At 57.2% G+C, this 14,006-nt stretch carries 15 protein-coding genes; 7 read left to right on the forward strand and 8 right to left on the reverse strand.

Annotation, left to right across the window (positions count from 1 at the left end; genetic code table 11):
• Window positions 1-335 precede the first annotated feature (335 nt).
• Together CLH62_RS04875 and CLH62_RS04880 are read right to left on the reverse strand one after the other, a co-directional pair.
• Window positions 336-1,316 carry an NADPH:quinone oxidoreductase family protein gene (locus tag CLH62_RS04875; RefSeq protein ID WP_099616996.1) on the reverse strand — a complete coding sequence of 327 codons (981 nt, stop codon included), beginning with the start codon at window positions 1,314-1,316 and terminating at the stop codon, window positions 336-338.
• 148 nt (window positions 1,317-1,464) lie between these two features.
• The gene (locus CLH62_RS04880; RefSeq protein ID WP_099616997.1) at window positions 1,465-2,031 is read right to left on the reverse strand and encodes a BLUF domain-containing protein; all 567 of its coding nucleotides are present in this window, start codon (window positions 2,029-2,031) and stop codon (window positions 1,465-1,467) included.
• Between the two features lie 194 nt (window positions 2,032-2,225).
• Between CLH62_RS04880 and CLH62_RS04885 the strand changes: the two genes are divergently transcribed.
• From CLH62_RS04885 to CLH62_RS04905, 5 genes are all read left to right on the forward strand, one after another.
• A complete protein-coding gene (locus tag CLH62_RS04885; RefSeq protein ID WP_099616998.1) occupies window positions 2,226-2,843 on the forward strand; it encodes a trimeric intracellular cation channel family protein in 618 nt (205 codons plus the stop codon).
• Window positions 2,844-2,996: 153 nt separating this feature from the next.
• Complete coding sequence (locus CLH62_RS04890; RefSeq protein WP_099616999.1) at window positions 2,997-4,295, forward strand: NCS2 family permease; 1,299 nt, start codon at window positions 2,997-2,999, stop codon at window positions 4,293-4,295.
• Window positions 4,296-4,325: 30 nt separating this feature from the next.
• Window positions 4,326-4,868, forward strand: coding sequence for an adenine phosphoribosyltransferase (locus CLH62_RS04895; RefSeq protein WP_099617000.1), 543 nt, complete (start codon window positions 4,326-4,328; stop codon window positions 4,866-4,868).
• 23 nt (window positions 4,869-4,891) lie between these two features.
• Complete coding sequence (locus tag CLH62_RS04900; RefSeq protein ID WP_099617001.1) at window positions 4,892-5,554, forward strand: fumarylacetoacetate hydrolase family protein; 663 nt, start codon at window positions 4,892-4,894, stop codon at window positions 5,552-5,554.
• Between the two features lie 48 nt (window positions 5,555-5,602).
• A complete protein-coding gene (locus CLH62_RS04905; RefSeq protein ID WP_099617002.1) occupies window positions 5,603-6,916 on the forward strand; it encodes an ABC1 kinase family protein in 1,314 nt (437 codons plus the stop codon).
• Between the two features lie 49 nt (window positions 6,917-6,965).
• Here CLH62_RS04905 and mscL read toward each other — a convergent pair whose 3' ends face one another.
• The 3 genes from mscL to CLH62_RS04920 form a co-directional block, all read right to left on the reverse strand.
• On the reverse strand, window positions 6,966-7,370 hold the full coding sequence (gene mscL / locus CLH62_RS04910) for a large-conductance mechanosensitive channel protein MscL (RefSeq protein ID WP_099617003.1): 405 nt from the start codon (window positions 7,368-7,370) through the stop codon (window positions 6,966-6,968).
• A gap of 125 nt (window positions 7,371-7,495) precedes the next feature.
• On the reverse strand, window positions 7,496-8,173 hold the full coding sequence (locus tag CLH62_RS04915; protein WP_099617004.1) for an SIR2 family NAD-dependent protein deacylase: 678 nt from the start codon (window positions 8,171-8,173) through the stop codon (window positions 7,496-7,498).
• Window positions 8,173-9,576 carry an FAD-binding oxidoreductase gene (locus CLH62_RS04920; protein WP_099617625.1) on the reverse strand — a complete coding sequence of 468 codons (1,404 nt, stop codon included), beginning with the start codon at window positions 9,574-9,576 and terminating at the stop codon, window positions 8,173-8,175. Before CLH62_RS04920 ends, CLH62_RS04915 begins: the two co-directional genes overlap by 1 nt.
• A gap of 190 nt (window positions 9,577-9,766) precedes the next feature.
• On the opposite strand from CLH62_RS04920, the gene serA reads away from it, so the two are divergent.
• A complete protein-coding gene (gene serA / locus CLH62_RS04925; protein ID WP_099617005.1) occupies window positions 9,767-10,996 on the forward strand; it encodes a phosphoglycerate dehydrogenase in 1,230 nt (409 codons plus the stop codon).
• Window positions 10,997-11,079: 83 nt separating this feature from the next.
• On the opposite strand, the gene CLH62_RS04930 is transcribed toward serA, so the two are convergent.
• Window positions 11,080-11,736, reverse strand: coding sequence for a YiaD family glycine zipper/OmpA-like lipoprotein (locus CLH62_RS04930; protein ID WP_099617006.1), 657 nt, complete (start codon window positions 11,734-11,736; stop codon window positions 11,080-11,082).
• 36 nt (window positions 11,737-11,772) lie between these two features.
• Window positions 11,773-12,780: an alpha/beta hydrolase gene (locus CLH62_RS04935; RefSeq protein WP_099617007.1), complete on the reverse strand. Its 1,008-nt coding sequence runs from the start codon at window positions 12,778-12,780 to the stop codon at window positions 11,773-11,775.
• Window positions 12,781-12,874: 94 nt separating this feature from the next.
• On the opposite strand from CLH62_RS04935, the gene CLH62_RS04940 reads away from it, so the two are divergent.
• Complete coding sequence (locus CLH62_RS04940; RefSeq protein WP_099617008.1) at window positions 12,875-13,768, forward strand: alpha/beta hydrolase; 894 nt, start codon at window positions 12,875-12,877, stop codon at window positions 13,766-13,768.
• Here the strand turns inward: CLH62_RS04940 and CLH62_RS04945 are convergent.
• Window positions 13,746-14,000, reverse strand: coding sequence for a GIY-YIG nuclease family protein (locus CLH62_RS04945; RefSeq protein ID WP_099617009.1), 255 nt, complete (start codon window positions 13,998-14,000; stop codon window positions 13,746-13,748). The two genes, CLH62_RS04940 and CLH62_RS04945, sit on opposite strands and share 23 nt — an antisense overlap.
• Between the last annotated feature and the right edge of the window lie 6 nt (window positions 14,001-14,006).

Raw genomic sequence — 14,006 nt, forward strand, 5'->3', positions numbered from 1 at the left:
AGGATTGGTGCGGGATCGTGTCGGGCTGAGCTCCCCAAAAACCGCTACGAGCACGTCCATGTGCGCTTGTTTCCGGCCATCCATGGCCTCCAACATTTTTGGGGAGCTCAGCCCGACACGACCATCGTCCGCAGGAGTTAACTCAGGGCCAAAAACGACGTTTCCCGACGGCCAATGAGCAGTAGGTCAGATATATCTCCGTTGCCGGAAGTTGGCGGTTGGAGCCCCCTCCCAAAAATGTGCGGAGCCAAGCGCACATGGATGTGCTTGTAGCGTTTTTTGGGAGGGGGCTCCAATCGCCGACCTCCCCCCGAGCTACCAGGCTGCGCAACAACTCAGGAGCCGACTTTAAGAACAACCTTCCCGGTAGCCCGCCGCTCAGTCAGCGCACCCAGGGCCTTGGCGTAGTCTTCAAACTCGAAGACCTCGCTGATTTGCGGGTCAATCTTGCCTTCGGCGTAGAGCTTCATCAGCTCCATCATGTTCTGGGCACTGGCCTCGGGTTCGCGCTGGGTGAAGCTGCCCCAGAAAACACCTACCACGGAGCAGCCTTTCAGCAACGTCAGATTCGCCGGAATTTTCGGAATCTCGCCGGCCGCGAAGCCCACGATAAGGTGCCGGCCGTTCCAGGCCATGGCGCGCAGGGCCTGTTCGGTGAAGTCACCGCCCACGGGATCGTAGATCACATCCACGCCTTTGCTCTTGGTGAGCTTCTTGACGGCGTCTTTAAGAGGCTCTTCGGAGTAGTTGATCAGTTCATCCGCGCCCGCAGCCTTGGCGACAGCAAGTTTCTCAGCGGAGCTGGCGGCAGCGATGACTTTCGCGCCCATGGCCTTGCCCAGTTCAACCGTCGCCAGACCGACACCACCACTGGCGCCGAGTACCAGAAGCGTCTCACCCGGCTGAAGGTTTGCCCGCTGCTTGAGTGCGTAATAGGAGGTGGCGTAGACCATCGTGAACGCGGCAGCCTTTTCATCAGACATGCCTTCGGGAATCGGCAGCAGGTTCTGCTCAGGAACGACCACTTCTTCGGCAAAAGCCCCGTATCCGGTCAGCCCCGCCACGCGATCACCGACTTTGAAGCGGGTAACCTTCTCACCAACGCCGATAACCTCACCGGACATTTCGCCGCCCGGTGAAAACGGCATGTTGGGTTTAAGCTGGTACTTGCCTTCGATAATCAAGGTGTCCGGGAAGTTCAGGCCCGCAGCTTTAACGCGAACCTTTACGCCGTGACCTTTTACATCCGGGCTGGGGACATCTTCGATGACCAGGTTTTCAGCCGGACCGTATTCCTTGCAGAGGATGGCTCTCATGGGTTCTCCATTCTTGTTTGATCGGGTTTCAGGCTGGGAATTCGCCTGCTATTTGATACCCGTCAAGCTAAACAGAGTCTTACCATGAAGCAAATAAAGTTCTCTTATTGAAACCCATAAGCCTTGCTTATTTTCCTACAGTCACCGGTCAGAGCATGGAGCCGGCGAAAAAAAGCGCCCCCAACAGACACAGGGCGGCGGCAATCAGTCCCGCCTTCAGGCCCGGGGAGAAAGCCTGTGGAGTGTCACCCACTGTCCTTGTGTCATCATGATTGACCAGTTTCTGGTCGTGGCTGGAATTGCGGACAAGCTCAATCATGTCTTCGCACTGATCAGACGTAAATGACGCCGGCTCGAACGCCTCGAGCCCCTGCGACTCCAAAAACCGCCGAACGTCCCGGGACAATGGCACGTACTTCATTGACCAGTTGCTGAAGGTGCGATCTTCGAGCGGTTCTTCGATGAGGGTCACGACATTGCGGTGCCTCTCATCCTTCAGTATCCGGTCAAAGGTTTTCCTCACCTCATCCTCTTCGCCTTCCAGGTACTGGAAAAACCGATTGTTGCCGTAATACAGCCCGCCTACCAGTTTTCCTTTGGCATTATTCCTTCTGGAGGTCATCAGAATCCGGGCAACGTGGGGCTCTACACCTTTTTCCACCGGTTTGGCTTCGAAAGTGGCTTCACTGGCATAGGCCAGACGCATCAGGGACATAACAACTCCGTACAACAGGATAAAGGTAAGTTGGATGCAAGATACGTGCGGGCCTGTCGTTATGGATCACAGTCCCGGAGATCAAGCAACTCGGCAACCGGCCCTGCGAGATGAACTGAAAGGCGTTTTCCGCTATCCTGCGCGCTCGGAAATCCGCCGCCAGGCTGATCCTTGTTCACCATTCAGGGCCCGCCATGCCAGACGTTATCTACGTGCTTGAAATGATTGGAATCATCGCCTTTGCCATTTCCGGTATGATTGTGGCGCGTTCCAAGAATATGGATCCTGTCGGCGTGTTCACCATCGGATTCATCACGGCCCTCGGTGGCGGCACCCTCCGGGACATGATCATGGACAACCATCCGGTTTACTGGATCAAGCACCAGGAACAGCCCATTCTGATTCTGGGCATGGCGATTGTGTTCAGTTACTGGAGTCGGGCCGAGCGGATTCGCGAATCCAGGATCGTGCTACCCGACGCCATCGGCCTCGGTGTCTTTTCCATACTGGGCGCCCAACTGGCTCTGGATCTGGGGCACTCCTGGTTTATCGCTTCGCTTCTCGGAGTGATGACCGGCACTTTTGGCGGCGCACTGCGGGACACCCTGTGCAACGAAGTGCCCTACATATTCCGCAAGGACCAGATCTACGCATCCATTTCCTTCGCCGGCTGCTGGCTGTATTTCGTGTGCCAGTGGTTTCTTGAGAACGAGGCCCTGCCCCTGACCATTGGTCTGCTGTTTATCACGTTCGTGCGAATGCTTGCGGTGCGGTTCGATATCCGCCTGCAGCGGGATCCCCACGGCAGCTGACCGAGCTTGCCGAATGTGACGAACTGTCAATCATCCCTTGGCCTTAGGCGCATCAGCCGGTAAGATTGCCGTTTTTTCACGCAATTCACGAATTCCGTTCAGACCAGACTTCCAAACACCAACCTTCAGCATCCTGTGAGGCAGACACCCGTCATGCTCGAACGACTGTTCCAACTCCAGGCCCACGGCACCACTGTTCGTAAAGAAGTGGTTGCGGGCATCACCACCTTCCTGACCATGGCCTACATCATTGTGGTCAACCCCAGCATCCTCTCCTCTACCGGCATGGATTTCGGGGCTATTTTCGTTGCAACCTGCCTTGCAGCGGTTATCGGCACCCTGATTATGGGCCTGTGGGCCAACTACCCGATAGCCCTCGCACCCGGCATGGGGCTGAACGCCTTTTTCTCCTTTACCGTGGTCGGCAGCATGGGCTACAGCTGGCAGGTGGCGCTGGGAGCCGTGTTCCTGTCTGGTTTCCTGTTCTTCCTGCTGAGCATTTTCAAAGTCCGGGAATGGATCATTAACAGCATCCCCCTGTCCCTGCGCTATGGAATTTCGGCGGGCATCGGGTTCTTCCTGGCCCTGATAGCCTTGAAGAATGCCGGCATTGTGGTGGACCACCCCGCGACTCTGGTCGGTCTCGGTGAAGTCAAGACGGCAGAAAGCCTGCTGTTCTTCGGCGGTTTTGTGCTGATCTGTGCATTGTCGTTCCGGCAAATAACCGGCGCTGTGATGATCGGCATTATTGCGGTAACCGGCGTGGCCATGGCACTTGGGATGGTGGAATACAACGGCTTTATTTCAGCACCTCCCAGCATCGCTCCTACCTTTATGCAGCTGGATCTGGCCGGTGCACTCAATGTCGGCATGATCAGCGTGATCTTTGCCTTCCTGTTCGTGGATCTTTTTGATACATCGGGAACGCTTATCGGTGCAGCCCAGCGGGGCGGGCTTCTGGACAAGGACGGCAAGCTTCCCCGCCTCGGCCGTGCCCTGATGTCGGATTCTGTCGCCACCATGTCCGGCGCTGCCCTGGGCACCTCGACCACTACCAGTTACATCGAATCCACAGCCGGTATTTCCGCCGGTGGCCGTACCGGTCTGACAGCCGTTGTCGTCGCCGCATTATTCCTGGCCTGCCTTCTGCTCTCGCCGATTGCCAGCATTATCCCCGCTTATGCCACCGCACCCGCACTGCTGTATGTTGCCGTTCTGATGGCCAGTGGCCTCAAGCTGATCGACTGGGATGACGTCACTGATGCCGCCCCGGCGGTGGTCACCGCGCTGATGATGCCGCTGACCTTCTCCATCGCCAATGGCATTGCCCTGGGCTTCATCACCTACGCCCTCGTGAAGGCTCTGAGTGGCCGCTGGTCTGATCTGAACGCCAGCGTTGTTATCATTGCCATTGTCTTTATCCTGAAATTCATTTTCCTGGACGTGGCATAACCCGCGTCCGGAACAATTACCGGATCTGTTATGGATTATTTCTCGGAGAGCATCAAATCGGCGATTCGCACCGTACCGGACTGGCCGAAGCCCGGTGTCGCCTTCCGCGACATCACCACGGTACTTCAGGACAAGACCGCCTTCCGAAAGCTGATTGATGCCTTCGTGCATCGCTACCACGGCCATGAGATTGACGCTGTCGCCGCCGTTGACGCCCGTGGCTTTATCATTGGCTCAGCACTGGCCTATGAACTGAACGCCTCTTTGGTACTGGTTCGCAAGAAGGGAAAGTTGCCCTTCGACACGTTGGTGGAAGACTACGAGCTGGAGTACGGCACGGCCTCGGTTGAGCTGCACAAGGATGCGTTCAAGCCAGGTGACAAGGTCGTACTGGTGGACGACCTGATCGCCACCGGCGGCACCATGCTGGCGGCGAGCCGTCTGATCCGGCGGATCGGCGCGGAAATTGTGGAAGTGGCCGCGATGATTGATCTGCCTGACCTAGGAGGCTCCCGGAAGCTGCAGGACGAGGGGCTTCAGGTTTATACTGTCTGCTCGTTTGAAGGGGATTAACCACCAGCATACAGGAGGCGACCATGCCGGATTACCAACACCACTGGAAGGACGGCACACCCGTTCATCTGCCTCTCGGTAAAATTGTCTGCATTGGTCGCAATTACGCGGAGCACGCAAAGGAGTTGAATAATCCGGTGCCTGATGAGCCTCTGCTGTTCATCAAGCCCGCCACCTCTGCTGTCCATATCACCCGCCCTCTGGATTTCCCCAGAGACAAAGGTGAGGTCCACTTCGAGACCGAGCTGGCTGTACTTATTGGCCGCCCCCTGACCCAGGCCTCGGCCAGTGAGGCCGAGGCCGCTATCCTCGGATACGGTCTGGCGCTGGACCTGACCCTGCGGGACCTGCAAAGCAATCTCAAGGAAAAAGGCCAGCCCTGGGAACGGGCCAAAGCCTTTGACGGTGCGTGCCCGCTTTCGCCCTTCGTGGCCGCCGAGAAGTTTGCCGGTGGCAATATTCACTTCACCCTGGACATCGATGGCAGCCGCCAGCAGACCGGCGACACCCGGGATATGCTCAATCCGGTGATTCCCCTGATTGCCCATATCAGCAGCCAGTTCACCTTGTTGCCCGGCGATGTTGTCCTGACCGGCACCCCCAGGGGTGTTGGCCCACTGAACTCCGGCCAGACTCTGTCACTGGAACTGGAAGACCTGCTGTTCGTGGAGACCAAAGTGGTTTAACGTGCAGGCCCGGCTAAACCCATATCCGGTCAAAGGCGTACATCTGTTATGGCAAAGAAACCGGTTACCTCCCGAAGTGGGCGCTTTTTCAAGCTCGCAGGCATGACTGCCTCTGTCGCAGGGCAGTACGCCGGCCAGCGAGCGCGCCGAATGTTCCGAACAGAAAATGACGAAGGCGCCCAGAGCGAGAGTTACACCCGCATGGCGGACCAGATTGCCGACACCCTAGGAGAGCTCAAGGGCGCAGTCATGAAAGTCGGCCAGATCGCCTCCCAGACCCAGGATTTTCTGCCCAAGGAGTTTTCAGACGCCTTGGAGAAGCTGCAGAAAGAAGCGCCTCCAATGCCGTTTGAGGTGATCGTCGAGCAGATTGAGTCGGAGCTGGGCAAACCGGTTTCCGAACTGTTCGAGTATTTGCAGGAGACACCCTACGCCGCAGCCTCAATCGGCCAGGTGCACCGGGCCCGGCTGCAGGACGGTACCGATGTCATCGTAAAAGTTCAGTACCCCGGAGTTGACGAGTCCTGCGATTCCGATCTGAAGCAACTGCGTCTGGCCCTGAAGCTGGGCGGCTTGCTTAAGATGCCCAAGGAATCGGTTGACCGCTTGTTCGCGGAGATCCGGGAGCGGCTCAAAGAGGAGCTGGACTATGAAAATGAAGCGAGGAATATAGAACTCTTCCGCAAATTCCACGAGAACCAGCCCTGGGTCCTGATTCCCTCGGTAGCAGAAAGCCACTCAACCCGTCGCGTGCTGACAATGGAACTGGTCGAGGGCGACCACGTCAGCAAGGTCAGCAGCGACCGGTACGACCAGGACACCATCAACCTGATCGGCCACCGGATCTTTACCCTGATGGCGGACCAGTTGTTCCGCTTCCAGTGCATCCACGGCGACCCCCATGCCGGTAATTTCGCCTATCGTCCCGACGGAACCATCATCATGTACGACTTCGGGTGCGTGAAGAAACTGAAACCGGAGATTGTCGAGGCTTACCGCAACGCGCTCGTTGCCGCCCTGAATGAGGATTATGAAGCTCTGGACAGCTACCTCATTGACCTCGGCGCCCGGGTCGGCAGCCAACCAGCCGTGGATGAAGCCTACTACGCCATGTGGCGGGATATTCTTGTAGTGCCGTTCGAGCACGACGAGCCCTACGACTTTGGCGAGTCTGAAATTCACAAACGGGTGGCGGCGAAGACGAGTACGGTATTCAAATACCTGGACTTCTTCAAACCGCCGGTGGAAAGCATTTTTATTGACCGGATGATTGCCGGCCACTACTGGATGCTGAAGCGCCTGGGGGTTCAGGCGGCATTCCGAACGGAACTGCAAAAGTATTTGCAGAAAGCGTCGGGCTGACGTGCACGCCCCAACGCTTCCGCCCCTAGTGATTTTGACAGTGATCAGGCTAGGATCTGTCCTTGAGCAAGTCCCGAATCTCCATCAACAACTGCTCCTGGGCAGAGGGCGCTGGCGGTTCCGCCGGGGTTTCAGCTTCCTTCTTGCGCATACGGTTCAACGCCTTCACCGCCATGAATACTGCGAAGGCGACGATGATGAAATCAAACACTGCCTGAAAGAACACGCCATAACGTATCGCCACGGCCTCAACGCCCTCCTCGGCGGCTTTGAGGGTGATCATCAGATTCGAGAAATCCACATTACCGATCAGCATACCGATCGGCGGCATCAGCACATCCGCCACAAACGACGAAACAATCTTGCCAAACGCCACGCCAATGATAATACCCACCGCCATATCCATGACGTTGCCCTTTACGGCAAACTCCTTGAACTCTTTCACTATGCTCATCGCACACATCTCCTTGAATGTCAGACCCTGTTGGCCCACATACAGCGAGGGCACGCCAGCTCAGGCGTAATCTGAGTGTAGTGTATGGATGAAAAAAGAATAAAGGATGGTCGCGGGTATCGCGTTCAGCGCAGGCCTGCAACCCAATCGGCCATACCCTCGCAGGCCCCCTTGCGGATCACCCGGGCACGGGAAACCGAAGCCGGCTCACCTGGGTCAATGACAGTAACGTGCACTTCCCTGTCCACTTCATAAATCAGCCCGGCCGCAGGATAGACCTGAAGAGATGTACCGACGATCAGCAGATGATCCGCGGTGCGGACGATCTCGGCGGCTTTTTCCAGCATGGGCACTTCCTCACCGAACCAGACAATATGGGGGCGCAGCTGGGCGCCCCGCTCGCAGGTATCACCGGGGTTTATATCCCGATACCCGATGTCATACACCAGTTCGGGATACCGTGAACTGCGGGCCTTGGTGAGCTCGCCGTGAAGATGAATCACGTTGCTGGCACCACCCCGTTCATGGAGATCGTCCACGTTCTGGGTAACCACGGTTACCCGATAGCGCTTCTCCAGTTCTGCCAGCAGCCGATGCGCTTGGTTGGGTTGTGCAGATTGGAGCTGGCGGCGGCGCTCGTTGTAAAACCGCAACACCAGCTCCTGGTTCCGGGCAAAGGCTTCCGGTGTGGCCACATCGTAAACACTGTGCTGTTCCCACAGACCGCCGTTATCCCTGAAGGTGGAAAGACCGCTCTCAGCGCTGATTCCGGCGCCTGTCAGTACAACGATGTGATCCTGCATCAGTCGAAAATCTTGCCCGGGTTCATGATGCCGTTCGGGTCGAACACCTGCTTGATTCCTTTCAGATAAGCGATTTCAGCCTCACTGCGGGTGTACTTCAGATAGGGCTTCTTGGTCATGCCAACCCCATGCTCGGCTGAGACGCTGCCCTGGTAGCGCTCAACAATCTCGAACACCCACTTGTTCACCTGTTGGCACTTCTCGAAAAAGTCCTCCTTGGCCATATCCTCCGGTTTGAGGATATTCAGGTGCAGGTTACCGTCACCGATATGGCCAAACCAGATGATCTCGAAATCCGGGTAATGCTCGGTGACCACCTCGTCAATTTCCTGCAGGAAACCGGGAACCTTGGACACCACCACGGAAATGTCGTTCTTGTAGGGTGTGCGGGGCGCAATGGATTCGGAAATCCGCTCCCGCAGCTGCCACAGGTTCTGGGCCTGGGTTTCGCTCTGGCTGATGACACCATCCAGCACCCAGCCGTTCTCCACGCATTGCTCGAACAGCCCCATGGCATCGTCCATGACCTGGTCGGAGACCGCTTCGAACTCCAGGAGCGCGTAGTACGGTGCCTCTGTCTCGAACGGTGCCTGCACCTGGCCGTGGGCCAGAACATGGCCCATGGCCTGATGGGAAAAGAACTCATAGGCGGTGAGATCGATCTTCTTCTGGAAGGTCTGCAACACATCCATGGTGTTGGTCAGGTCATTCAGGCCAAGAACCAGTACCGTCAGGTTATCCGGCTTGCGGGAAAGCTTCATGGTGGCTTCGGTGATGAAGCCCAGGGTGCCTTCCGCACCGATAAACAGATGCCGTAGATCGTACCCGGTGTTGTTCTTTTCCAGATCCTTGTTCAGATCAAGGATGTCGCCCTTACCGGTCACCACTTTCAGGCCGGCAACCCAGTCCCGGCTCATGCCATAGCGGATGACCTTGATACCACCTGCGTTGGTGGAGAGATTACCACCGAGCTGACTGGAGCCTGCGGAGGCGAAATCGACCGGGTAATAGAGGCCGTTGTCCTCGGCCGCATTCTGCAACTGCTCAGTCACAACGCCGGCCTGACAACGAACCGTACGGTCACTGGCGTTGAAGTCCAGAATCCGGTTCATGTTGTCGAACGCCACAACCACCTCGCCGTTAGCGGCCACAGCGCCGGCACTCAGACCCGTCCGACCGCCTGAGGGCACCAGAGCCACCTGATTCTCGTTGGCAAACATCACCAGCGCCTGAACCTGTTCCGTGGTCTTGGGCAACACAATCGCCAGGGGCTTGGGCGGATAAATCCGGGTCCAGTCCTTGCCGTAGGTGTCCAGATCCGCCGGGTCGGTCAGTACTTTTCCGGGGGCATCGCCGGAGGCCATCAGGTCTTTGAGGGAAGCAATGATCTGTTCGGAATTCATGGATTCGTCAGTCTCGTCAGGTTTGGGCCGGGGCATCTTGCAACAGGAATCACAGACAGTTGATTCAGGTAAACCGGCGCGCTGTGAAAGTCTGCGTTTATGGTATCATACCGCCCCTGTTCTGTGAGCCAGCCCTGACGATCACTGGCCACGGGTCATTTCACGTGACGAAAGGTTCGGAAGCAAGCCCATGTCAAATACGTCTCTTGAGAAGAGCAAAATCCGGATCCTGCTGCTGGAAGGTGTGCATCAATCTGCCATTGATACCCTGAATGCTGCGGGCTACACCAACATCGAGTATCTGACTCACTCGCTGGCTGAGGAAGACCTGATTGAGAAGATTGCCGATGCGCACTTCGTCGGGATTCGGTCTCGTACCCAGCTGACCGAGAAAGTATTTGAATCCGCCAGGAAGCTGGTGGCTGTGGGCTGTTTCTGCATCGGCACCAATCAGGTTGACCTGCAGGCGGCCACGCGTCGGGGCGTTGCGGTATTTAACGCGCCCTTCTCCAATACCCGTAGCGTTGCAGAACTGGTTCTGGCCCAGGCGATCCTGCTGCTGCGGGGCGTGCCTGAGAAGAATGCCAAGGCCCATCGCGGCGAATGGCAGAAGTCTGCCAAGGACAGCTACGAAATCCGCGGCAAGAAGCTCGGCATTATCGGCTATGGCAACATCGGCACCCAGTTCAGTGTCCTGGCCGAAGGCCTGGGCATGGATGTGTATTTCTACGATGTGGTTTCCAAGCTGTCGATCGGCAACGCTACCCAGGTGGGCACCCTGCAGGAACTCCTCAACATTGCCGATGTGGTCAGCCTGCACGTGCCCGAAACCCCGGCTACCAAGTACATGTTCAAGGCCGAGCAGTTCGCCCAGATGAAGCCCGGCAGCATCCTGATGAATGCCTCCCGCGGCACCGTTGTCGACATCGACGCCCTTGCCGACGCCCTGGGTAGCGGCAAGCTTCTGGGTGCAGCCATCGATGTGTTCCCGGTTGAACCGAAGTCCAATGACGAAGAGTTTGTCTCTCCGCTGCGGGAGTTCGATAACGTCATCCTGACCCCGCACGTGGGCGGCTCCACCATTGAAGCCCAGGAGAACATCGGTCGCGAAGTGGCGGAAAAACTGGCCATGTACAGCGACAACGGCACGTCGGTATCTTCGGTGAACTTCCCGGAAGTTGCGCTGCCGTCACACCCCAACCAGCACCGTTTGCTGCACATTCACGAGAACGTGCCCGGTGTGATGTCGGAGATCAACCGGGTATTCTCGGAAAATGGCATCAACGTGTGCGGTCAGTACCTGCAGACCAAGGAAGACATCGGTTATGTCGTGGTTGATGTGGACAAGGCCTACGGCGAGCTGGCACTGGAGAAGCTGCTTAAGGTGAAAGGAACGATTCGCTGTCGCGTTTTGTTCTGATCAGAACCCGTAAACAAAAAACCGGAGCACATGCTCCGGTTTTTTGTGGCCGTTTTTTACGTGACCCAATGCCACCTGGCCCCTTATTGCATAGGAACGAGGGTCAGCTCAACACGACGGTTCTGCTCCCGGCCGGAAGCCGTATCGTTTGAAGCAACAGGATAACGCTCACCGTAACCCACCGCGCGTGTGCGCTTGGGCTCAATGCCCTGGTTCATCAGAAAGTCCCTGACTGAGGACGCCCGACGCTCGCTGAGCAACTGGTTGTAGCTGTCTGAGCCTGAGCTGTCAGTGTGCCCTTCGATCTGGATAATCGTCTTGTCATACTCCCTCAGCACCAGAGCCACAGACTCCAGGGTTCCGCTGAAAGAAGATTTGATGCTGGACTCATTCAGATCAAAGGTAATATTACCCGGCATCACCAGCTCGATCTCGTCGCCATTACGAACCACGCGAACACCCGTGCCCTCAAGCTGGCGCCGAAGCTCGGCTTCCTGCTTGTCCATGTAATAGCCGACGCCGCCACCGATAGCCGCACCGCCGGCCGCACCAATCAGCGCACCTTTACCCCGGTCACTACTACTTGAAGTCGCTGCCCCGATTGCGGCGCCGCCAATTGCGCCAATAATGCTGCCCTTGGTCGCACTCGACGTTTTCTCCTCGCCGGTGTATGGGTCATAGGTCATACAACCGCCAAGACCAACAGTTGCCACCGCAAACGCAAGAATTGTCTTTTTCACTACTTTCTCCTGTGCCTGATTATCTCGGCTGCCCCTTTAGCGGGTGTCTGCTGCCGAGTTCGTGAATGTACCAATAATGGTATTGAATACGGTTGCCTGTAAATCCTGAGCTTCGTTCACAAGATGATGACGTCCGTCAGGGATTCTCAGTTCCTCCACAGAGGAAAATTTGTTCCGGATAATGCGCAGATTGTGCTGCCAGTCTACCGTGAGATCCTTTTCACCCTGCACCACCGTCACCGGAAAGTCGACGGGCCTGGCGGATTCAATGTGCGGAACCCATTTCCGAAGGGCACTCACCCAGTCGACATGGACGGCTCGGGCCTGGAGCGGGTCGTGTTCCCGCAGAAATCGAAGGAACCTGGTGTTGCCGCTGTTCTCTGCAAACACCCGTCGCCAGCTGGATAGAAAAGGTTTTACCAGACTATGGAGCGTTTTGGCTCCGAGCCAGCCCATGGGCCTGATCAGCGGCGCCAGCAATACCACTTTGCGGAAATCAGACGAGGTCTGATCGTGTTGGTTGGATAACAGGTAGTCGATCAGAATCGCACCACCGGTGCTCTGCCCGACCGCAAACCACGGCTCACGGACCTTGCCCCTCGCCTGCGCAATCACGTCTGCCAGAACCCCCTGATACTCCAGAAAGCTGCCAATCGCCGCCGGTGTGCCGCTGGACAGGCCATGGCCCGGCTGATCGTAGGCCAGTACGTCAAATCCCGCTCCAATGCACCGTTCAATCAACTGGCTGTATAGTCCGACATGATCGAAGTATCCGTGCAGGATAAACACCGTGCCCCGGCCCGGCTTCGAGTCCGGGAGCCGGAAATAGTGCACCATAACCTCGTGACCACCCGCTTTGACATAGCCCTGATGGTAATTGACCTCAGGATGCTCGACCCAGAGATCAAGGCCGTAAAAACGGCAGTAGGCAACCATCTCCTCACGGAGTTCCCGTGAGTGAGCAGGATCAAATGGTTCGAGCCTGTCCAGAAGCGAGTGTCTGTCCCAATCCGGTATTTCTATGGTATCTGTTTTCCAGTACACGTAGAGTTAAACGCCTGTCATGGATGAGTTATAAGTTTTCGGCTCTCAATCCTAACCTATAGCGGGCCTAACCCATAGCGAGGGTATACCACAGATGTTGCAACAGCTTCTCGAGACGGGGTTGCGCCAGACTATGAACTGCCTGGTAAAGCCAGTGCTCAACCCGACCGTTCCGGTTTCACTCCAGAGAAGAATTGTCCGCCAGGCTTATCGCAGTTCGATACCACCGCGGGGCGCCCGGTTTCAGAAAACCACCGTTGGCGGAATACCGGCAACCCGGACAACTTTCGGAAGCGACCCTCACGGGGCAGTGCTGTACCTGCACGGTGGTGGCTACATCATCGGATCCTCTGCCACCCATCGTGGAATTACCGGGCACCTGGCCAAAACCAGTGGTTGCGCCGTGGTTGCGCCCGATTACCGGCTGGCGCCCGAACACCCCTTCCCCGCAGCACTGGATGATGCCGAAGCCTGCTGGTCTGGCCTGCTTGAAGAGGGTTACAAGCCGGAGCAGATTGCCGTCGCTGGCGATTCGGCGGGAGGCGGACTCACTGTTGCTCTGGCCATGCGCCTGCGGGACCAGGGGCTGCCACTGCCGACGTCACTGATCGTGTTTTCACCCTGGGTTGACCTGACCCAGGAACACCTTTACGCGCCGGAATGTGAACCGGTATTGCAGCCAGCCTGGACCAGTAAGGCTGCCAGGCTTTATGCCGGCCAGGAGCCGTTGACGAACCCCCTGATATCACCGGTCTTTGGTGACCTGAGCGGCCTGCCCCCTTTGCTGATTCAGGTGGGCAGCCAGGAAATCCTCCTGAACGATGCCGAACGGCTGGCTGATGTGGCGAAACGGGATGACGTCGAAACACGGATCGAGGTATTCAATAGCCTCTGGCACGTGTTCCAGGTGCACAGTGGCCAACTGGAGCGGGCGACCGCTGCCATGGAAACTGCCGGGGAACACATCAAACGACATCTGGCAGGCTGAGCTCGCCCCGGGCCAATGCTTCTTTCCGGGGTCGGGTCCACTGCTTGATATGCCATTCCAGCCGTGAAGCCCGGCTTCTGTCTCCGGCCTCTGCGCTGAACACCAATTCCAGTGGCCCTTTGCCTCTCAGACTCCGTGCCCCTTTGGGCGCACCAGCCTGATGTTCGCTGAAGCGCCGTTCAACATCGGTGGTTATACCGGTATAGAGCGAACCCCGAGCTGTCCGCACCATGTAGAC

The sequence above is a fragment of the Marinobacter guineae genome, assembly GCF_002744735.1.
Lineage (GTDB): Bacteria > Pseudomonadota > Gammaproteobacteria > Pseudomonadales > Oleiphilaceae > Marinobacter > Marinobacter guineae.

Coding starts and splice junctions, on each gene's coding strand:
- CLH62_RS04905 (WP_099617002.1), top strand. CDS start 5,603: ATGGCAAAGAAACCGGTTACCTCCCGAAGTGGGCGCTTTTTCAAGCTC.
- CLH62_RS04880 (WP_099616997.1), bottom strand. CDS start 2,031: ATGTCCCTGATGCGTCTGGCCTATGCCAGTGAAGCCACTTTCGAAGCC.
- CLH62_RS04875 (WP_099616996.1), bottom strand. CDS start 1,316: ATGAGAGCCATCCTCTGCAAGGAATACGGTCCGGCTGAAAACCTGGTC.
- CLH62_RS04945 (WP_099617009.1), bottom strand. CDS start 14,000: ATGGTGCGGACAGCTCGGGGTTCGCTCTATACCGGTATAACCACCGAT.
- mscL (WP_099617003.1), bottom strand. CDS start 7,370: ATGAGCATAGTGAAAGAGTTCAAGGAGTTTGCCGTAAAGGGCAACGTC.
- CLH62_RS04890 (WP_099616999.1), top strand. CDS start 2,997: ATGCTCGAACGACTGTTCCAACTCCAGGCCCACGGCACCACTGTTCGT.
- CLH62_RS04900 (WP_099617001.1), top strand. CDS start 4,892: ATGCCGGATTACCAACACCACTGGAAGGACGGCACACCCGTTCATCTG.
- CLH62_RS04885 (WP_099616998.1), top strand. CDS start 2,226: ATGCCAGACGTTATCTACGTGCTTGAAATGATTGGAATCATCGCCTTT.
- CLH62_RS04940 (WP_099617008.1), top strand. CDS start 12,875: ATGTTGCAACAGCTTCTCGAGACGGGGTTGCGCCAGACTATGAACTGC.
- CLH62_RS04920 (WP_099617625.1), bottom strand. CDS start 9,576: ATGAATTCCGAACAGATCATTGCTTCCCTCAAAGACCTGATGGCCTCC.
- serA (WP_099617005.1), top strand. CDS start 9,767: ATGTCAAATACGTCTCTTGAGAAGAGCAAAATCCGGATCCTGCTGCTG.
- CLH62_RS04895 (WP_099617000.1), top strand. CDS start 4,326: ATGGATTATTTCTCGGAGAGCATCAAATCGGCGATTCGCACCGTACCG.
- CLH62_RS04915 (WP_099617004.1), bottom strand. CDS start 8,173: ATGCAGGATCACATCGTTGTACTGACAGGCGCCGGAATCAGCGCTGAG.